General features: G+C 67.9%; 19 protein-coding genes. 9 read left to right on the forward strand and 10 right to left on the reverse strand.

The genetic code is table 11. The annotated features are described in order from the left end of the window. Positions 1–23 precede the first annotated feature (23 nt). The 5 genes from AB4059_RS08070 to AB4059_RS08090 form a co-directional block, all read right to left on the reverse strand. Positions 24–1,607: a PA domain-containing protein gene (locus AB4059_RS08070; RefSeq protein WP_498978326.1), complete on the reverse strand. Its 1,584-nt coding sequence runs from the start codon at positions 1,605–1,607 to the stop codon at positions 24–26. Continuing rightward, positions 1,600–1,944: a hypothetical protein gene (locus AB4059_RS08075; protein ID WP_498978328.1), complete on the reverse strand. Its 345-nt coding sequence runs from the start codon at positions 1,942–1,944 to the stop codon at positions 1,600–1,602. Before AB4059_RS08075 ends, AB4059_RS08070 begins: the two co-directional genes overlap by 8 nt. 335 nt (positions 1,945–2,279) lie before the next feature. After that, a complete protein-coding gene (locus AB4059_RS08080) occupies positions 2,280–2,528 on the reverse strand; it encodes a hypothetical protein (RefSeq protein WP_498978330.1) in 249 nt (82 codons plus the stop codon). Between the two features lie 16 nt (positions 2,529–2,544). Then, on the reverse strand, positions 2,545–3,507 hold the full coding sequence (locus AB4059_RS08085; RefSeq protein ID WP_498979040.1) for a chorismate transformation FkbO/Hyg5 family protein: 963 nt from the start codon (positions 3,505–3,507) through the stop codon (positions 2,545–2,547). A 32-nt stretch (positions 3,508–3,539) separates the two neighbouring features. Next, the gene (locus AB4059_RS08090; RefSeq protein WP_498978332.1) at positions 3,540–4,910 is read right to left on the reverse strand and encodes an NAD(P)/FAD-dependent oxidoreductase; all 1,371 of its coding nucleotides are present in this window, start codon (positions 4,908–4,910) and stop codon (positions 3,540–3,542) included. Between the two features lie 108 nt (positions 4,911–5,018). Here AB4059_RS08090 and AB4059_RS08095 point away from each other — a divergent pair, with 108 nt between their 5' ends. From AB4059_RS08095 to AB4059_RS08135, 9 genes are all read left to right on the forward strand, one after another. After that, entirely contained in the window at positions 5,019–5,291 is a 273-nt protein-coding gene (locus tag AB4059_RS08095) for a phosphopantetheine-binding protein (RefSeq protein ID WP_498959442.1), read from the forward strand. Continuing rightward, entirely contained in the window at positions 5,288–5,995 is a 708-nt protein-coding gene (locus AB4059_RS08100; protein WP_498978334.1) for a COG4648 family protein, read from the forward strand. Before AB4059_RS08095 ends, AB4059_RS08100 begins: the two co-directional genes overlap by 4 nt. Positions 5,996–6,081: 86 nt before the next feature. Next, positions 6,082–6,360 carry an ApeI family dehydratase gene (locus tag AB4059_RS08105; RefSeq protein ID WP_498978336.1) on the forward strand — a complete coding sequence of 93 codons (279 nt, stop codon included), beginning with the start codon at positions 6,082–6,084 and terminating at the stop codon, positions 6,358–6,360. After that, positions 6,357–7,382, forward strand: coding sequence for a lysophospholipid acyltransferase family protein (locus AB4059_RS08110; RefSeq protein ID WP_498978338.1), 1,026 nt, complete (start codon positions 6,357–6,359; stop codon positions 7,380–7,382). The genes AB4059_RS08105 and AB4059_RS08110 overlap by 4 nt, the downstream gene beginning before the upstream one ends. Further along, a complete protein-coding gene (locus AB4059_RS08115; protein WP_498978341.1) occupies positions 7,285–7,956 on the forward strand; it encodes a LolA-related protein in 672 nt (223 codons plus the stop codon). Before AB4059_RS08110 ends, AB4059_RS08115 begins: the two co-directional genes overlap by 98 nt. After that, complete coding sequence (locus tag AB4059_RS08120; protein ID WP_498978343.1) at positions 7,953–10,292, forward strand: MMPL family transporter; 2,340 nt, start codon at positions 7,953–7,955, stop codon at positions 10,290–10,292. The genes AB4059_RS08115 and AB4059_RS08120 overlap by 4 nt, the downstream gene beginning before the upstream one ends. Next, the gene (locus AB4059_RS08125) at positions 10,289–10,732 is read left to right on the forward strand and encodes a hotdog family protein (RefSeq protein WP_498978345.1); all 444 of its coding nucleotides are present in this window, start codon (positions 10,289–10,291) and stop codon (positions 10,730–10,732) included. Before AB4059_RS08120 ends, AB4059_RS08125 begins: the two co-directional genes overlap by 4 nt. Continuing rightward, positions 10,729–11,454 (forward strand): 3-oxoacyl-ACP reductase FabG, encoded by a 726-nt coding sequence (fabG, locus tag AB4059_RS08130; protein ID WP_498978347.1) that lies wholly within the window; start codon positions 10,729–10,731, stop codon positions 11,452–11,454. Before AB4059_RS08125 ends, fabG begins: the two co-directional genes overlap by 4 nt. A gap of 64 nt (positions 11,455–11,518) precedes the next feature. After that, the gene (locus AB4059_RS08135; protein WP_498978349.1) at positions 11,519–12,127 is read left to right on the forward strand and encodes a hypothetical protein; all 609 of its coding nucleotides are present in this window, start codon (positions 11,519–11,521) and stop codon (positions 12,125–12,127) included. A 3-nt stretch (positions 12,128–12,130) separates the two neighbouring features. Here the strand turns inward: AB4059_RS08135 and AB4059_RS08140 are convergent, their stop codons facing one another. From AB4059_RS08140 to AB4059_RS08160, 5 genes are read right to left on the reverse strand one after another with little or no spacing between them, the layout of a single operon-like run. Next, a complete protein-coding gene (locus AB4059_RS08140; RefSeq protein ID WP_498979041.1) occupies positions 12,131–13,366 on the reverse strand; it encodes a cation:proton antiporter in 1,236 nt (411 codons plus the stop codon). Positions 13,367–13,374: 8 nt separating this feature from the next. Further along, positions 13,375–15,045, reverse strand: a complete 1,671-nt coding sequence (locus tag AB4059_RS08145) for an NAD(P)/FAD-dependent oxidoreductase (protein WP_498978351.1) — start codon at positions 15,043–15,045, stop codon at positions 13,375–13,377. Further along, positions 15,042–15,884 carry a glycosyltransferase family 2 protein gene (locus tag AB4059_RS08150; RefSeq protein ID WP_498978353.1) on the reverse strand — a complete coding sequence of 281 codons (843 nt, stop codon included), beginning with the start codon at positions 15,882–15,884 and terminating at the stop codon, positions 15,042–15,044. Before AB4059_RS08150 ends, AB4059_RS08145 begins: the two co-directional genes overlap by 4 nt. Continuing rightward, positions 15,881–16,660 carry a beta-ketoacyl synthase chain length factor gene (locus AB4059_RS08155; protein WP_498978355.1) on the reverse strand — a complete coding sequence of 260 codons (780 nt, stop codon included), beginning with the start codon at positions 16,658–16,660 and terminating at the stop codon, positions 15,881–15,883. The genes AB4059_RS08150 and AB4059_RS08155 overlap by 4 nt, the downstream gene beginning before the upstream one ends. Further along, on the reverse strand, positions 16,657–17,877 hold the full coding sequence (locus AB4059_RS08160; RefSeq protein ID WP_498979043.1) for a beta-ketoacyl-[acyl-carrier-protein] synthase family protein: 1,221 nt from the start codon (positions 17,875–17,877) through the stop codon (positions 16,657–16,659). The genes AB4059_RS08155 and AB4059_RS08160 overlap by 4 nt, the downstream gene beginning before the upstream one ends. Positions 17,878–17,947: the final 70 nt, after the last annotated feature.

Consider the following 17,947-nt stretch of genomic DNA (forward strand, 5'->3'; position numbering starts at 1 on the left):
GGAACATCGCGTTGCGCCGATCGTTACTTCGGGGCCTTCGCGATCTTCGCGGCGCAGGACATGATCTTGCCGCCCTGGCGACCGGAGACCAGCCCGGAGGCGAGCAGGCCGTCGCGATAGGCCTCCATGCGGCTCATGTACTGGTCCTTGTTGGCCGAGGTCCTGGCGATCATGTTGCTCGTCGCCACGACATTCGCGCCCACGATCAGGCCCGCGTCGGTGATGACCTTCACTTCCGTGTTGCACCCGTTGATCTGCGCAGTGCCGGTGTTGAGGCGCCAGCCGGTGTCCTTCAGCAGGTTGGCCGTGTTGTCGACGATGAGCGCGGCGTTCAGCGAATCGTTGATGGCAGGTTCCATCAGCGCATTCGGCGACAGCGCCGTGTCGTAGTGCGAGCCCGACGAGCCCGGCGCGACCGGGTTGGGCATGTACAGGCGCGGACGGCCCTGATTGTCGGCACCCTGCCGCAACGTGTTGTCGACGGCGAAGCCCACCGTCAGCGGTGCGTTGCCCTTCAGCAGCGCGCCGTCGGACTGCGTGACGCTGATCGTCGGGATGGTGACCGTCGGATCGCTGCCGCCCAGGCCCGGCGGCGGATTGCCGGGTGCATTGTTGGCGACGATCAGGCCGATCGCGCCCGCGGCCTGCGCGTTCGCGGCCTTCACCGCGAATCCGCACGTGCCGCGATCGACGATCGCGATCTTCCCGGCGACATCGGCGGCGTTGGTGAACGCCGTGCAGCCGTCGGTCGTCGCGGGACCCGCATCGAGCCCGACGATCGCCGTGCCGCTGAAGTTCGCCGGCGTGGGCGCCGCACCGAAGCTGGCGGTGCCGTACTCGTAGAACCCTGCGACGGCGGCCGGTGCAGTGACGCGGAAGCCCGTGCGCGGACCGAGGGTCAGCGCAGCGCCGGCCTTCGCATTCGCGCCGGTGAACACCACGTTGCCGTAGTTGATCGCCGACGCCTGGCGTTGCGCGACCGACATGTCCGGCCAGAACAGGTTCTGCGTGTTGTCGTAGGTGAAGCGCGAATAGATGTCCGGGATGCCCGACTGGAACTGGCCCGTCGCTTCGCTTTCGAAGTTCTGGAAGCCCAGGCCGTGGCCGAACTCGTGCATCACCACGTCGAGGAAGCTGAGCTTGCCGGCCGGCGTGTTGCCGTCGAAGCCGTAGTAGAAATCGAAGTCCGAACTGAACTGCGAGAAGATGTCGATGTCGCCTTCGGTCAGGTCCGCGCCGACGAGCGATTCGGCGAGCGCCGCGCTGTACCAGGTGTTCGGCACCGAGCCCGGGAAGTCGCTGAAGATGTAGGTCGCGCCGGCCGAACCGAGCACGTTGGCACCGAGCGGATTGAACTGCGCGCCGACATACACCGGCTCGTTGCTCACCAGGATCGTGCCCCACAGGTCGGCCGCGAACTGCGCGACGAGTTGACGCTGCTGGCCACGCGTGAGGCCCGGGTTGCCGCCTTCGGGGGAGACGGCGGTGGGGTCGTTGTAACCCTCGTTGGCATCGTCGAAGTTGACCGGGATGATCTCGCCGGCGTGGACCAGGCCGGTGAGCGCGACGCCGACTGCGACGGCGAGGGAAAGGATGGACTTATTCATTGGGCAGGGCCTCCGTCTTGGTGGCGGGGGCTGCTTGCGTGCCGTCGGTTTCGAGCACGCGCAGGGTGCCGTTGGCGTCGCGCTCGACGCTCAACGTCGACCAGAGTTCTTCGGGCACGCGCACGGCGGTCGCACCGCCGGCCTTGCGCACTTTCGTCGCGTCGGCTTGCGACATCGTGCGCGGTTGCGTGGCCTTGAACGAATGACGCTTGGCCTTCATCGCTTCGGCCTTTGCCGCGTGTTGCTCGAGCTTCGAATCCGGTTGCGCCGCCTGTGCCGCTGCGGCTGCGCCGACCAGCACGATGCTGGCCAACACGATGGTTGCCTTACCTTTCATTTGGGGGACCCCTCTCTCATTCGTCCTGAATTGCGACAGTCGCGCCGCCGGCGGAACGGGATGCCGGAGACAATTCCGAAACTTCGGAGGCCCGTCGCTGCTGTCGCTGGAGCAACGGGCCGAGGCGAGGATGCGCGCGGGCGCAGAGCGGCCACATGTCGCGGTGCAGCACGCCGCGAGGGGCCTTTACCTGCATCGGATGAGGCACGGCGCGCTTCACAGACCGCACATCACATGGGCCTAACGCTTGCGGCCCGACGAGTGGCTACGTTCTCAGGACGAACGGACGATTTGTGAACCGGGCATTCCCCATTCAGGGGATCGATTCGCACGAATCAAAGGATTCCGCCGCCGAGATGCAGGCGGATCACGGCAACCACGATGACGATCCCGTTGAGGATCAGCCCCGCCTTGGCGCGGCCGTTGCCGCCCTTGCCGCTGAGCATCACGCCGATCGCGCCGATCACCGCGCCGACGGCGGCGAAGGGAATCACGAGCCAGTTGGCGATGCCGATCAAGGGGATGAGCGCGATGCACATGAACAGCAGCGCGAAGATGCCCCACACCAGGCTGATCAAACCCATTGTCCGCTCCGTGGCGTCACAGGACGCCGTCGATTTCCACGCGCAATTCCCGACGGCACACCGACGCGTGCAACAGCACGCGCGGCACCGACGGATCCAGGTGCGCAGCCAGCGCCTGCGCGATGCGCGGCAGCGCGTCGCTGTCACGCACATACACTTTCAAACGCGACTCCGGCCCGAAGCGCGCCGGCAAATCCGGCCGCACCGCGCGCGAGGCGGCGATGAGGCTTTCGAAATTCGCGAAGGTTTCGGCCAGCTGCGATTCGATGCAATCGTGGTGGCGCGATTCGTGGCCCACGACACTCGCCGTGCCCGAAAGCAACAAGGGCATGCCCGAAGCGGGCGGCACCATCGCACGGGCGAAACTCGGCGGCTGCGGGCCGTATTGGCGCGGATAGCGATACGCGCTCACCTGGCGCGGATTTTCCACGGGCGTGCCCGGCACGCGCGAAGCCAGCCAATAGACCTGCAAGGTCCGCACGCCGTCGCATCGGCCGATCGCCGTGGCCGCGGGCAGCGTGCCGGTCGTGATATCGCCCAGGCCCGCGGCGCGGCCCACGCAGAAACGGCGATAGCGCTCCTGGTCGCCCTCGCCTTCGGTAATCGCATCCAGGTAGTTCCAGCTGCGCAGCAGGTGCGGAAAACCGCGCGCGCGCACGAAAGCCGAGAGATTCGCGTAGGCCCGCGCGCTCGCTGCTTCCAGCCCGCCGTCGCCTTCCGGGATTTCGATCCAGCCGAACTGCAAGGACCCTGATTCGGCGAAGCGCAACGTACCCTGTTGCCCGGCCAGCACCGGACCGGGCGTGCGCCACACTTCGAACGGCGCGGCGCCATGCGGCTGCAAGGGCACGCGCAGATACCGCGGATCGTCATGCGAGGGTGCGTCGCTGCCGAAACCGAACACGGCGAGCGTGTCGGGCTGCGCGAGCAGGGCGTCCAGAGACGCGGCGTTCGCCGCGTCCACGTAATCCACGCGCATCTGCGGCGCATGCGGCAGGGGACGGACTGCGCTCACGGATTACCCGACTGCAGGGTGTCGCCGCTGACCGCGACGTTGACCTGGCGGCGGCGGTTGAGCCACCCGCGAAAGGCCTGCGGTGCGAGCTGCAGGGCCGTGAAGGCGTAGATCGCGCGGAAGATGCGCAGGCGCCGCAGCACCTTCCTGTTGTCGAACACATCGCCGGCCAGCATCGAAATCACCGCCTGCTCCACCTGCCAGACATTGCGCGGATTGTTGAACAGGTGGCGCATGACCGGCGTGTTGAAGCGGTAGATGAACCACTGGAAGTGCTTCAGGCCGCGCTTGAGGCGTTCCACCATCGCGCCCTGCAGCGCGGCTTCGCGCGCAGGCTCGCGCAGCGCGCCATCCACCACTTGCGCCGCCATCTCGGCGCTGTTCATCCCCAGGTACACGCCCGAGGAGAACACCGGATCGACGAAGGCATACGCATCGCCGACCATCACCCAGCCCGGGCCGGTCATGCGCGTGCACGTGTAGGAATAGTTGCCGGTGACATGCACGGGCGCGACGCGTTGCGCGTTGTCCATGCGATTCCACGCCGAGGGCTCGGACTGGAGCGTGCGCATGAGGAAGTCTTCGTTCTGCCCCTTGCGCGTCTTCAGGTATTCGGGGAAGCACACCGCGCCGATGCTCATCACGTCGCCCTGCAGCGGGATCAGCCACATCCAGCCGTGTTCGAAACGCTGCACGGTGATGTTGCCGGCGTCTTCGCCCGGCCGTCGCGCCACGCCGGTGAAATGGCTGAAGATCGCCGCCGATTGGTGCAGCGGGTTCTTCTTCTTCAGCTTGAGCTGCGCGCCGATGAGCGTGTCGCGGCCGCTGGCATCGACCAGGTAGCGCATGCGCACGCGCAATGCCTTGCCATCGGCGTCGGTGGCGAAGGCTTCTTCGGGGCGGCCGTCCTTGCCGAAGGCGATGCGATCGACCTTCACGCGTTCGCGCGCGTCCACGCCATTGGCCTTCGCGTGTTCGAACAGCAGCTGGTCGAACTCCTCGCGCTTGACCTGGTAGGCGTAACCGAACTTCGCATCGATCGCGCGCTCGAAGCGGAAGGTATTGAAATTGACGTCGTCGACCGGGAATTCGGCGCCCGGCTTGAACGTGCCGATGGCGCGCACCTGGTCGAGCACGCCAAGGCGCTCGAGGATCGGCAGGTTCATCGGCAGCAGCGATTCGCCGATGTGGAAGCGCGGATGGCTCGACTTCTCCAGCAGCAACACGCGGTAGCCGCGGCGCGCCAGGTGGGTGGCGGCGGTGGTGCCCGCAGGCCCGCCGCCGACCACGAGCACATCGACCTCATGGATGTCCGTTTCGATCGTCTTCACGGGGGCATCGGGTGCTGCGAGGGTGTCGATCGTCATGCAATCGGTCGGCGTGAAGAAGTGCGGACCGCATCATAACGCGGCGTCCGGCCGCCAAGCCCCGCCGCGCGGCTAGAATGCAGCCATCCCAGCATTCCGGAACACCCGATGTCCCAGCTCAGCCCCGCCGAAGCCGACCTTGCCAAGTTGCTGGTCGAAAGCCTGAACCTGGAAGGCGTCGACGCCGCGCAGATCGATCCGGACGCGCCGCTGTTCAACGACGGCCTGGGGCTGGATTCGATCGACGCGCTGGAGCTCTCGCTCGCCATCTCCAAGCAATACGGCTTCCAGCTGCGTTCGGACAACGACGCCAATCGCCGCATCTTCGCTTCGCTGCGCGCGTTGTCGGCGCACGTCGAACAACACCGCACCACCGCTTGAACGCAACGCCGCTGGCGCGGCTGGCGCTGGCGCTGGCCTATCCCGTGCTCGCCCACCTGGCGAGCCTGCGCGACGATCCGGTGCTCGCCGCCGCAGCGCTCGGCGACCTGGCCGTGTTCGTGTTGCTCGATCCGCTGCTGCATCGGCGTGCGTGGGCGTGGCTGGTGTTGCTCGCCACCGGTATTGGCCTGGTGACCCTCGCGCATTCGCCGCACTTGCACCTGATCCTGCTGCTCGTGCCCGCGGCCTTCGTCGCGCTCGTGGCGTGGACCTTCGGCCGCACGCTGCGGGAGGGCCACGTGCCGCTGATCACGCGCATGGTGTCGGCGATCGACGGCGTGCCGCTCGCGCAACTGGCGCCGGATTTGCTCGCGTATGCGCGCGCGCTCACCGCCACCTGGGCCGCGGTGCTGTCGGGCCTGGCCGTCTGCAACTTCCTGCTCGCGCTGATCGCCGTGCCCGGGGGCCTGCTGCACAGCCTGGGCGTGCCCTCGCCGGTCTCGGTTTCCGAGAGCGCGTGGTCGTGGTTCGCAAACCTCCTCAATTACGGGCTGGTCGGCGGGCTCTTCGTAGGCGAATATTTCTATCGCGTGCGGCGCTTCCCTGGGCGCTACACGAGCTTCTTCGATTTCGTGCGCAAGATGGCCGGGTTGGGGCCCACCGTCTGGCGCGGGCTGCTGCGGGACGAGCCCGGTCGAAGCTGAACAAGTCAGGGACCGCCGCGGCAGGGGGCCGCGTTGCATAATCCGCGCGCGCATCAGGCGCTCGCCGATGTTTGAATGAATTCGCCATGCAGTTCTTCGTGCCATCGGATCATCCCAGCCTGCCCGGGCATTTCCCGGGTCGTCCCGTCGTTCCCGGCGTGGTCGTGCTCGACCGCGTGCTCGATGCGATCGAGGCGCGCCACGGCGCGCTCGGCGACGTGCGCTTGCCGCAAGTGAAATTCGTGCAGCCCTTGCTGCCGGACCAGCACGCCGAAGTGTTGCTCGAAGGCGACGAGGGTCGCTGGCGTTTCCGCGTCGTGCGCGACGGCCAGCCGATCGCCAGCGGCGAAGTGGTGCGCGCATGACGAACCCGAATGAAGCCGCCAACTGGAAGCAGCGCCCCGAAGGCGGGAACCGATTCGCCATCCAGCTGATCCGCGCGATCGCGCGGCGCGGCGGCCGCGTGATCGCGCGCCTGTGCCTGTATCCGATCGTCCTGTATTTCCTCGCGCTGCGCGGGCCGGAGCGGCGCGCCTCGCGCAGCTACCTCACGCGCGTGCTGCGCAAGCCGGCGACGCTACTGGGCGTGGCGCGGCACTTCCATACCTTCGCCGCGACGATCCTCGACCGCGTCTTCCTGCTCGGCGAAGACCTGCGACGCTTCGACGTGCGCGTGCACGGCCTGGAACATCTCCATTCGACCGTCGACCAACATGGCGGCGTGCTGCTGTTCGGCTCGCACCTGGGCAGCTTCGAAGTGATGCGCGTGCTCGCGCGCGAACGCCCCGACATTCCCGTGCGCGTGGTACTCGACAAGGCGCACAACGCGGCGATGACGCAGTTGCTGGATGCGCTCAACCCCGAGATCGCCGCGACGGTGATCGACGCGGGGCAGGACGGGCCGTCGATCGTGCTCGAAATCCAGCACGCCATCGCCGAAGGCGCGGTGGTCGCCTTGCTCGTCGACCGCACGCAACCCGGCGAGCCCGGCTATCCGGTCGAATTCCTCGGTGCGCCGGCCCAGATGCCCGGCGCGCCGTGGCTGATCGCCGCGGTGCTGCACGCGCCGGTGGTGCTCGCCTTCGGCCTGTACCGTGGCGGCAACCGTTACGACCTGATGTTCGAGCCGTTCAGCGGCCCTATCAAGGTGGCGCGCAAGGATCGCAACCACGCGCTGGCCGACATGGCCCGCCGTTACGCCGCGCGCCTGGAACACCATGCACGCAGCGCCCCGTACAACTGGTTCAATTTCTACGATTTCTGGCAAGCGCCCACCGGAGCCCCCGTCGATGACAAGCCGCAAACACGACCGCAGGACGAGAGCGACGCTCGGCCTCGCGCTGCTGGCGGCGATGTGGGCGGGGGCACCATGGGCCGCGCCGCCTGAGCCGAAGCCTGCGTCGGTCGACGCGGGCTGGATCCTTTCGAAACTCGCGCGCCCCGCACCCACGCAGACCGATTTCGTCGAATTGCGTGGATCTGCGTTGCTGAAGACGCCGTTGCGCATCGAAGGTGAATACCGCCGCCCGGCGGAAGACACGCTCGTGCGCGCCGTGCGCGCGCCCTACGCGGAGACGACCACGATCCGCAACGGGCAGGCCACCATCGAACGCAACGGCAAGGCGCGCACGTTCTCGCTGGCGCGCGCGCCGGAGTTGCAGGGCCTGCAGGCGAGCTTCGGCGCGATGCTCGCCGGCGACCGCACGCAACTCGAACGCTATTACACGATCGACGCGAGCGGCACGCGCCAGTCATGGACCTTGCGCCTGTCGCCGCGCGACCGCGCGCTGGCCGCCAAGGTGCGCGACATCGTTCTGCGTGGCCGAGGTGCGGAACTGCGTTGCATCGAAACGCGGCCGGTGAAGGGTGATCTGCAGCGCACGCTGCTCGCCAGCGCTGCACGCAACGCGCACGACACGACCGACGGCGCGGCGCTCGCCGCGCTGTGCGCCGCGCAATGAGCGACGCCCCGTTGCGGCCGGGCGCGCGCATCGCGCTCGCCGCACTCTGGCTTGCCGTGCTGCTCGTCGCCGGCTGGGCGATCGCGCAGCATCTGCAACTCAGCGGCGATTTGCGCAAGTTCATGCCGAGCGCGCGCACGCCGGAGCAGCGCCTGCTGATCGACGAACTCGGCGAAGGCCCGGGTTCGCGCCTGTTGCTGGTCACGTTGTCGGGTGCGCCGGATGCGCAAACGCTCGCCGCGCAGTCGCGCGCCCTGCGCGCCACGCTTTCGAAGGACACGCGCTTCACCCTGGTCGCCAATGGCGAAGGCGGGCTCGAAGCGTTCCCCGAACGCCTGCGGCCCTATCGTTATCTCCTTTCGCCAACCCTCGACACGCAGCGCTTCGATGCGGCGTATCTGACCGAACAAGTGCAGTCGCGCGTGGCCGATCTTGGTTCGCCCGCGGCTGGCCTCGTCGAACCACTGGTGCCGAGCGATCCGACGCTGGAAACGCTCGTGCTCGCCGAAACCTGGGAGCCGGCGACCGCGCCGCAACGTATCGAAGGCGTGTGGTTCGATCGCGCGGGTAAACGCGCGCTGCTGGCGATTCAAACGCAAGCCGCGGGTTTCGATCCGACGGGCCAGCGCGATGCGGTCGCCGCCATCGAATCGGCGTACGCGGCGGCGAAGCACGGTCAGGCAGGCACGCTGTCGATGACCGGCCCCGGTGCGTTCTCCGTCGAAATCGGCGGACGCACGCAGAACGAAGCCAACTGGATCGGCATGGTCGATTCGCTCGGCCTGCTTGTGCTGTTGTTCGTCGCGTATCGCAACTGGAAGATCCCGGTGCTCGGCGCACTGCCGCTCGCGAGCGCGGGTCTCGCGGGCCTGGGCGCTGTTGCGTTGATGTTCGATGGCGTGCACGGCATCACGGTGGCGTTCGGTTTCACGCTGATCGGCGTGGCGCAGGACTATCCGATCCACTTCTTCAGCCACCAGCGCACGGGCGTGAAGCCGTATGCGAGCGTGCGCGCGCTGTGGCCGACGCTGGCGACGGGCGTGGTGTCCACGTGCATCGCGTATGCGACCTTCTTCGTCTCCGGCGTCGACGGCCTGGAGCAACTGGCGGTGTTCACCATCGTCGGGCTCGGCACGGCGGCGGCCACGACGCGTTTGCTGTTGCCGGCGCTCGTGGATCCGGATCTGCGCGATCCGGCGCAATCGGCATTGCTCGAACGCCTGCGCGCGTGGGTCGCGCGCCTGCCGCAACCGCGCATCGCAATCGTCGTGCTCGCACTCGCGGCGGCGGGCATCACGATCTTCGCGCCGGGCCCGTTCTGGCAGAACGATCTTTCGCGCCTCACGCCGGTGCCGGCCGATGCGCTCGCCCGCGACGCGCAGGTACGCAAGGAGCTCGGTGCGCCGGACGTGCGCTATGTCATCGCGATCCACGGCCGCGATGTCGAAGAGGCCTTGCAGCGCAGCGAGCATCTGGGCGCGGCACTCGAACACGCACGCGCGCAACATTGGCTCGCCGGTTTCGAACATGCGGCGCAATACCTGCCCAGCGCGCGAACGCAACAGGCGCGCCAGGCGAAGTTGCCCGCGCCGCAAGCCTTGCGCACCGCGCTCGACAGCGCCGTAGCCGCATCCCCGTTCCGCACCGATGTGTTCGAACCCTTCCTCGCCGACGTCGAAACCGCGCGTCGTGCACGACCGCTGGTGCCCGCCGACCTCGACGGTACGCCGCTGAAGATCCGCATCGACGGCCTGCTGCGCGAACGCGAAGGCCACGCGACCGCGCTGGTGTCGCTCATCGGGCTCGACGCGCCGGACAAAGTCGCCGCGCTCGCGCAGCGCGAAGGCGCGCAACTGGTCGACCTGAAAGCCGCGTCCGAATCGCTGGTCGTCGCGTATCGCGAACGCGTGCTCTGGGCCCTGGGGCTGGCGGCCGCGCTGCTGATCGTCGCCGTGCGCATCGCGTTGGGGTCCTGGCATCGCGCGTGGCGCGTGCTCGCGCCGATGGCGGTGACCACGCTGGTGATCCTCGCCGCGCTGCGCATCGCGGGCGTCGAGCTCACGCTGTTCCACCTGGTCGCCCTGATCCTCGCCGCGGGCCTGGGCCTCGATTACGCGCTGTTCTTCGAACACGCCGGCGACGACCGCGAAGAACAGCTGCGCACCTTGCATGCGCTGCTGGTGTGCAGTGCGATGACCTTGCTGGTGTTCGCCTTGCTCGGGCTGTCGTCGATCCCGGTGCTGCGCGCCATCGGCGTGACGGTGACACTCGGTGTCGTGTCGAACTTCGTGCTCGGCCTGTTGATCGCGCGCCATCCGCACCGGGAGGACGCATGATCGATCGGGCCACCATCGAATCGCTCGTGCCGCACGCAGGTTCGATGTGCCTGTGGGACGAGGTCGTCGCGTGGGACGCGCAACGCATCACCCTGCGCAGCCACGGGCATCGCGACCCGGCGCATCCGCTGCGCAGTCACGATCGACTTCGCGCCATCCACCTGTGCGAATACGGCGCGCAGGCCATGGCGGTCCACGGCGGCCTGATCGCGCGCGAAGACGGCGCATCGGCGCCGCCGGGGATGCTCGTGGCCCTGCGCGGCGTCGAGTTGCATTGCGCGCGGGTCGACGATCTTCCGGGCGCGCTGGAATGCGAGGCGCAGGTACTGGTCGCCGGCGAAGGCGCGCAGCAGTATCGTTTCACCCTGCGCCACGCAGGCACGGTCCTGGCCGAAGGCCGCGCGGCCGTGATGCTGCAGCCACAGGAGAGATCGGCATGACCCAGCGGCGCGCACTCGTGACCGGCGGCAGCGGCGACATCGGCGGCGCGATCTGCCGGCAACTCGCGGCCGACGGCCTGCATGTGATCGTGCACGCGAACGCGAACATCGCGCGGGCGCAAAGCGTCGTCAGCGAGATCCACGCGGCCGGCGGCAGCGCGCAAGCGATCGCGTTCGATGTCGCCGATGGCGATGCGACCCGCACCGCCATCGATGCACTCCTCGCCGACGGTCCGATCCAGGTGGTCGTCAACAACGCCGGCATCCACGACGACGCACCGCTCGCCGGCATGTCGGCCGAACAATGGAAGCGGGTCGTCGATGTCTCGCTGCACGGCTTCTTCCACGTGACCCAACCGCTGTTGCTTCCGATGGCGCGCACGCGCTGGGGCCGCGTGGTGAGCGTCTCGTCGGTCGCCGCGGTGCTCGGCAACCGAGGCCAGGCGAACTACGCCGCCGCGAAATCCGCGTTGCACGGCGCGAGCAAATCCCTCGCGCGCGAAATGGCCAGCCGCGGCATCACGGTGAATGTCGTCGCGCCCGGCGTCGTGCAAGGCGCGATGGCCGATGCGAGTTTCCCGCCGGAATTGGTGAAGCAGATGGTGCCCGCCGGTCGCGCGGCGCGGCCCGAGGAAGTCGCCGCGCTCGTGCGCTTCCTGTGCTCGGATGCGGCCAGTTACGTCAACGGCCAGGTCATCGGCGTCGACGGTGGGATGACCTGACGGTTATCCTGCGCGCGCCGGCAGGGGTGCCGGCATCTCACTCAAGTCTCAGGGGAATCACCGAATGATCCTTAAGTTGCGCCTTTTCGCGCTGCTGTCGCTGCTGTTCGCCTCCACGATGGCCATCGCGGCCGAAACCGGCAAGCACGCGGAAAACCAATCGCCCGTTCCGGAAGAAGGCAAGGCGCTCGTCGTCTTCATGCGTTCCTCGTTCGTCGGTTCGGGCATCAGCGCCTCGGTCTACGACGCGCCCGACGCCGAAACCAAGTTCATCGGCATCATCCAGAACAAGCAGAAGGTGGCCTACCAGGCCGAGCCGGGCGTCCACCGCTTCATGGTGATCGCCGAGAACGCCGACTTCGTCGACGCCACGCTCGAAGCCGGCAAGACCTACTACATCCTGGTCAGCCCGCGCATGGGTGCGTGGAAGGCACGCTTCTCGCTGCTGCCGATCCACCCGGATGCGAAGGCCGAGTACAACACGCAAAGCGCCGATTTCAAGAAGTGGATGGCGAACACGAACGTCGTGGAAGCCACCGAATCGAACGTGCGCTGGTACGAGAAGAACAAGGCCAGCATCGAAGAAAAGAAGGCCGATTACCTGAGGAAGTGGACCGTCATGCTGCCTGTCGACAAGGCCGTGCTGACGATCCACCCCGAAGACGGCGTCTGATTTTCATGCACGCGACGACGCCGGGTCGACCAGACCCGGCGATCGTCCCGCGAACCACGTCAGCAGCGGGCTCGTCATCACCGTGGTCACCAGCGCCATCACCAGCAGCATGGTGAACAGCGACGGCCCGATCAGGCCCGCATCCAGGCCGACCTTCAGCACGATCAGTTCCATCAGGCCGCGCGCGTTCATCAGCGCACCCGTCGCGAAACTCTCGCGCCAGCCGTAACCCGCCACGCGCGCACCGAGCGCACCGCCCGCCATCTTGCCGACGACCGCGGCGAGCAAGACCAGCAACAACGCGCCCAGGCCCGTGCCGACGAAGGCATCGGACGTCGTGTTCAAACCCGCCAGCGCGAAGAAGATCGGCATCAACAACACGATGGCGATGTATTCCAGGCGCTCGACGAGGCAGCGCAGCAGGCGATCGTCGCGCGGCAAACAGGCGCCGAACAGGAACGCACCGAACACCGCGTGCAAGCCCAGCCATTCGGTGAGTCCGGCACAACCGAGCGCGCCGAGCAGCAGCGCCGCGAGCAGCATCTGCGAGGGCTCGCCCGAGGGCGCATAGCGACGCAGCAACCACGCATAGAACGGGCGCAACCCGCCGAACACGAGCGCCAGCAAGGCGAGCATCCCGCCCGTCGTGCGCAATAACCCCGACGTGCCGCCACCGAGCCCGGCCAGCGCGACGACCACCGCCAGCATCACCCACGCGAAGACGTCCGCGATCGCCGCCGAGCTCAGCGCCAAGCGCCCGATGCGTGTTTGCGTCAACCCGCGATCCTTGAGGATGCGCGCCATCACCGGAAATGCGGTGATCGACAGCGCGGCCGCCATGAACAGCGCGAAGGGCCAGAACCCCACGCCGGCCGGCGCGAGGCGATGCAACACCGGCGAGATCGCAAAGCCCGCGCACATCGGCAACAACACGCCCAGGACGCCGACCCATCCGGCTGCCTTCACCTGCGCGCGCACGCCTTCTGGCGCGCGCAACTCGACGCCGACGATGAACATGAAGAGCACCAGGCCGACGGTCGACAAGGCCGACAAGGCGCCGAGCGATTCCTTCGCGAACAACTGCGCGTGGATCTCCGGCGCCAGGGCCCCGAACACGATGGGCCCGAGCAACAGGCCCGCCGCCATTTCGCCGATCACCGCGGGCTGGCCGAAATATTTCAGCACCAGGCCGCACCCCCGGGCCGCAGCCAGGATGACCACCAGCTGCAACAGCAGCATCGAATGCGTCACGGCGCGAGCGCCGGCGCAGGCGCGGGCGCGTGGATCGGCGCCGTGGGCATGCGCGCATACCACGCGTCGGCCAGGCACGGCGAAGGCGGGCCATCGTCGCGGAAGGCCGCCAGCTGCGCATCCAGTCCGTGATCGTCGATGTCGGGGTGCGTGCGCCGTGCCTCGTCGAGCATCTCCGCCGCCAACCAACGCATGCGCACGACGTTCGCGCGCAGGCGTGCTTCGAACTGCGTGTCGTCGAGCGTGTCGTTGAGCGCGCGATTCATCTCATGGAACCAGTCGATGCCCCACTGGTTGAGGAAGCGGCGATCGGGCACCAGCGGCCCGGTGTTGCGCTCGCCCCATTCGCGCAGCAGCGCCTGCATCGACAAGTTGAGGTCCCGGCCCTGCATGAAGGCATCGCGCAGGCGCCCGAGCAGCGAGATCGCCGTGAGCCGGCCCGCGAAGAACACCGGCGCCAGCAGCGCCCAGTAATAGGTGTAGTCCCAGATCACCTTGAGCGGCATGACCTGCGCATCGCCGAACAGGGGATATTGATCCTGGTAGAGCGTCAGCGTGTTTTCGTAGAAAGACACGTACAACTGTTCGTAGATCGAAGCGTAGGGCGCCACCGGTTGGCCCGCGCGGTCCTTCTCGATCAGGTCGACGATGAAGGTGTTGCTCATCGCGATGAAGTCGCTGCCCGGCGAATAGAACGGATCCAGGAACAGGCCCGCCTCGCCCGTGAGCGCCCAGCGGTCGCCGGAGAAGACCTGCTTGCAGCCGTAGGAGAAGTGGCGGAAGAACAGGAAGTCCTGCAGCGCGTGTTCGGGTTTGTCGACGGCGCGCGCGACGCCGGGCTGGTGCTCGCGCAGCCAGTCCATCGCCTTGGCGTGCGTGTTCATCGTGTCGAGCGGATGCATCTTCGCGTCGCACACGATGCCCAGCGAATGCGCGTTCGACGCCAGCGGGATCAGCCAGAACCAGTAGCCCGGGCCGCACATGTGGTTGGTCGAACGCCAGCGCGCCGGCGGATTGCAGCGGGCGAGCCAGTCCGGATCGTCGGACCACTGCTGCGGTTCGATGTAGCCATCCACGCGCCACCACACCGCGTTCGCGTCGTGGTCGTTGGGCTGCGCCAGATCGAGCTTGCGCTTGATCAGGCCGGCACGCCCCGCGGCGTCGACCACCCAACGCGCCGAAATCGTGTGCGCCGCGCCGCCGCGGTCGAAACCGACGACATGCGGCGCGTCGTCCTTCGACAGATCGATGGTGCGCACCGTCGTGTCGTCGAGGAACTTCGCGCCGAGCGCGCGCGCCTGCTCACCGAGGAAGTTCTCGAAGCGGCCGCGGTCGAGCTGCCACGAATGCGTGGGCAGCAATTCGCTCACGCCCAGCTCCGTGCACTGGTCGAGATCCTCGCGTCCTTCGCTGAAGAAGAAGCGGAAGCCGAACTTGCGCAGTTGTTGCGTTTCGAGGTGTTCGCGGAACCCCAGGACGTCGGCGAAGTAGTGCGCGCCGATCTCGACCGTCGATTCGCCGACCTTGAACGCCGCCTCGCGCACCGGATGCGTGCGCCGCTCGAGCACCGTGACCGCCAGCGACGGGTCGCGCTGCCGCAACTGGATCGCGAGAGTCAGGCCGGCGAGGCCACCCCCGAGGATGACGACGTCGGCCTGCGCGCTCATGGGCGATCCTGGAGGGAGTGTTCGTGTATCGGTTGCAGGGAGGCGCCCACGGTGCCGAACTCGCCCGTCGGATCATGGATGACCGGCGGGTGCGCGCGCGTGCGGCGATATTCTTCAAACGCGTTGCCGTAGCGCAGGATCTGCCGCGTGACGTGCGAGGTGATGCGCCACAGATCGCGCAAGGGGCGGAAGTGGCTCTTGCGGAACTGCGCGGCGGCGCCGGGGCCCTGGTACCGCGATTCGATGGGGACCGACACCACGCGCACGCCGAGTTCGCGTGCCGCGGAAATCAGGATCTGCGCTTCGAAGACGAAGTCTTCGCCGGGCACGTCGTCGAGCGCGCACACGTTCGCCGGATAAAAGCGCTGGCCGCTTTGCGTGTCGCAGATGCGGTAGCCGCATCCCCACGCGATGCCCCAGTCGCCGAATTCGTTGGCCAGGCGGCGATGCTTGGGCTGCTGCACGCGCTTGCGCACGCGCGAACCGATGATCAGCGCGCCCGGATACAACTGCGCGGCCTCGAGCAGGCGCGGAATATCGTCGGCGTGGTGCTGGCCATCGCCATCCATCGTCAACACGCCGTCGAACCCGCGCCGCAGGGCGTCGGCGAAGCCTTCGCGCAAGGATGCGCCCTTGCCTCGGCGTTGTTCGTGGCGAATCAAGGTGATCGGCAGGTCGCGCACGCAGTCGGAGGTGCCGTCGTCGGACCCATCGTCGATGACGAGCACGTTCGGGCAATGCGCGAGCGCGCCTTCGACGACTTCGCGGATCCGCAGCGACTCGTTGAGCGCCGGGATGACGATGCAGGTGCGACGCGCGAGATCCGTCATGCCGCTCATGCGATCGCCACCTGCAGGGTGCGCCCGCGTCCGGCGAACAGCTGCGCTTCACCCCGCGCACCGGCGAGCGCCTCGAACAAAGGCAGCATCTGCGCCATCGCGTTGCCGCCTGCGACATCGGAAAGACGCGCCGCCTCGGCGGGCCGTTGCCCTTGTTGCAACGTGACTTCGATCCGCGGCGCATCGGCCTTCGGCGTGCGCGACAACACCAGCGCGCCGCCCAGCAACCCCGCGCTCCTGGCAATCGACGTCAACGGACCGGTGGCGCTGCCGTCGTAACCGACCAGCAGGACCGCGTCCTCACCCGCCGCCAATTGCACGAGCGCTTCGATCAGGCCTTCGGCGAAGGTCGCGTCGTAGGCGCTGATCGCCGTGGTGGCTTCCGTGCAGCCCGCGCCGATGGTCCAGTAGCCGGCCGCGGCGTTGTGGACCGAGTTGTGGAAGCGCGTCGGCGAGATCGCACGCGGATCGGCGGCGAGCGTCGCGCACATGTAATCGGTGATGCCCAGGTCGCCGTGCGTGGAGGCGAAGACCGACGGCAAATCGCGCGGGTCGCGTCCGGCGGCGGTGCATGCGGCCAGTGCGACCTCGAGCGCGACCGCGACGGTGTCGGGCGCGCGACGGCGTTCGTTGGGCGCGAGCAATTGCGGCGACGGACGCGCGGGCGCGCCCTCGGGCAGCGCGCCATCGCGCACGTAGGCGCGTGCGGCGCTCCAGTCCGGCAGTCCGTTGCTCCAGAAGCCGATGCCTTCGATGGTGGCGGACAAGGGCGTCATGCCGCGAACACCAGCGAACAATTGTTGCCGCCGAAGCCGAAGGAGTTGTTCATCGCATATCGGATCGTGCGTTGTGCGTTGTCGAAGCGGATCTGCGCGCCGCAGGCCGCATCGCGCTGTTCGCTGTTGAGGATGCCGGGCAGCACGCCGTGTTCCAGCGCCAGCAATGCGCAGACCGATTCGACGATGCCGGCCGCGCCGAGCGTGTGCCCGGTCCAGCCCTTGGTCGAACTGGCGTGCAAGGTGTCGGGAAACAGTGCGGCGATGGCCTGCGCTTCGATCGTGTCGTTGGCGGGCGTCGCGGTGCCGTGCAGGTTGAGGTAGCCGATGTCGGCGGCCTGCACGCCCGCACGCGCGAGTGCATCGCCCATCGCCAGGCGCGCACCCAGGCCTTCGGGATGCGGCGCGGACATGTGGTGCGCATCGCTCGATTCGCCGTAGCCGCGCAAGGACAAACCGGGCGCCGCGCCGTCTTCGACGCGTTCGAGCAGCGCAAAGCCGCCGGCTTCGCCGAGCGACAGCCCGTCGCGCGTGGCATCGAAGGGTTTGCACTTGGCCTGCGAGACCAGGCCCAGCGCGTTGAAGCCGTACAGCACACTGCCGCACAGGGTGTCGACGCCGCCGACCAGCGCGGCATCGGCAAGCCCCGCCTGGATCAGGCGCGCGGCCTGCGCGAAGACTTTCGCGCTGGAAGAACAAGCGGTCGCGACCGTGACGCAGGGCCCTTCGAGCCCGGTCGCATGCGCGATGAAATCGCCGAGCGAATGCGGCGTGTGCACGATCGGGCGTTGCATGTCGCTTGGGAACGCGGGGCCGGCATCCGTCGTATCCAGGCGCGCGTAGGCTTCCTCGCTGGCGCCGATGCTGGAGGTGGAGGTGCCGACGACGATGGCGACGCGGTCGGCGCCGAAGCGATCGCGCGCTTCGCGGACCGCTTCGAGCATCCCGTCCTGTTGCAGCGACAGCCAGGCCAGCCGGTTGTTGCGGCATTCCCAATGCGCGAGCGACTCGGGCAGCGCTTCGGTCTCGAGCCCGTCGACGCGGCCGATCCAGCAGTCCAGGCGGTCTTCGCCGCCGAAATCATTGGGACGCAAGCCGCCGCGCCGGTCCCTGAGCGCATTCAGTTGTGCATCGCGCCCGCGGCCCAACGCGGTGGTCGCGGTGTAGCGACGGATCGCCAAGGGCGGAACGGGCGTGTTGGGCGAGCCTGGCGGCAGGGAAGACAAATGCAAACAAGGCTCCGGAATGCGGGTTCAGCGAAAGACGGGCCGAGTATAGCCATCGCCC

Origin of the sequence: Lysobacter sp. 2RAF19, assembly GCF_052115395.1 — a bacterium.
Taxonomy (GTDB): domain Bacteria; phylum Pseudomonadota; class Gammaproteobacteria; order Xanthomonadales; family Xanthomonadaceae; genus Noviluteimonas.

What these genes read in the sequence shown, in the direction of transcription:
- fabG (WP_498978347.1), top strand. Translation starts at nt 10,729, where the DNA reads ATGACCCAGCGGCGCGCACTCGTGACCGGCGGCAGCGGCGACATCGGC.
- AB4059_RS08125 (WP_498978345.1), top strand. Translation starts at nt 10,289, where the DNA reads ATGATCGATCGGGCCACCATCGAATCGCTCGTGCCGCACGCAGGTTCG.
- AB4059_RS08075 (WP_498978328.1), bottom strand. Translation starts at nt 1,944, where the DNA reads ATGAAAGGTAAGGCAACCATCGTGTTGGCCAGCATCGTGCTGGTCGGC.
- AB4059_RS08140 (WP_498979041.1), bottom strand. Translation starts at nt 13,366, where the DNA reads ATGCTGCTGTTGCAGCTGGTGGTCATCCTGGCTGCGGCCCGGGGGTGC.
- AB4059_RS08145 (WP_498978351.1), bottom strand. Translation starts at nt 15,045, where the DNA reads ATGAGCGCGCAGGCCGACGTCGTCATCCTCGGGGGTGGCCTCGCCGGC.
- AB4059_RS08095 (WP_498959442.1), top strand. Translation starts at nt 5,019, where the DNA reads ATGTCCCAGCTCAGCCCCGCCGAAGCCGACCTTGCCAAGTTGCTGGTC.
- AB4059_RS08105 (WP_498978336.1), top strand. Translation starts at nt 6,082, where the DNA reads ATGCAGTTCTTCGTGCCATCGGATCATCCCAGCCTGCCCGGGCATTTC.
- AB4059_RS08120 (WP_498978343.1), top strand. Translation starts at nt 7,953, where the DNA reads ATGAGCGACGCCCCGTTGCGGCCGGGCGCGCGCATCGCGCTCGCCGCA.
- AB4059_RS08080 (WP_498978330.1), bottom strand. Translation starts at nt 2,528, where the DNA reads ATGGGTTTGATCAGCCTGGTGTGGGGCATCTTCGCGCTGCTGTTCATG.
- AB4059_RS08155 (WP_498978355.1), bottom strand. Translation starts at nt 16,660, where the DNA reads ATGACGCCCTTGTCCGCCACCATCGAAGGCATCGGCTTCTGGAGCAAC.
- AB4059_RS08090 (WP_498978332.1), bottom strand. Translation starts at nt 4,910, where the DNA reads ATGACGATCGACACCCTCGCAGCACCCGATGCCCCCGTGAAGACGATC.
- AB4059_RS08135 (WP_498978349.1), top strand. Translation starts at nt 11,519, where the DNA reads ATGATCCTTAAGTTGCGCCTTTTCGCGCTGCTGTCGCTGCTGTTCGCC.
- AB4059_RS08115 (WP_498978341.1), top strand. Translation starts at nt 7,285, where the DNA reads ATGACAAGCCGCAAACACGACCGCAGGACGAGAGCGACGCTCGGCCTC.
- AB4059_RS08070 (WP_498978326.1), bottom strand. Translation starts at nt 1,607, where the DNA reads ATGAATAAGTCCATCCTTTCCCTCGCCGTCGCAGTCGGCGTCGCGCTC.
- AB4059_RS08085 (WP_498979040.1), bottom strand. Translation starts at nt 3,507, where the DNA reads ATGCGCGTGGATTACGTGGACGCGGCGAACGCCGCGTCTCTGGACGCC.
- AB4059_RS08110 (WP_498978338.1), top strand. Translation starts at nt 6,357, where the DNA reads ATGACGAACCCGAATGAAGCCGCCAACTGGAAGCAGCGCCCCGAAGGC.
- AB4059_RS08150 (WP_498978353.1), bottom strand. Translation starts at nt 15,884, where the DNA reads ATGAGCGGCATGACGGATCTCGCGCGTCGCACCTGCATCGTCATCCCG.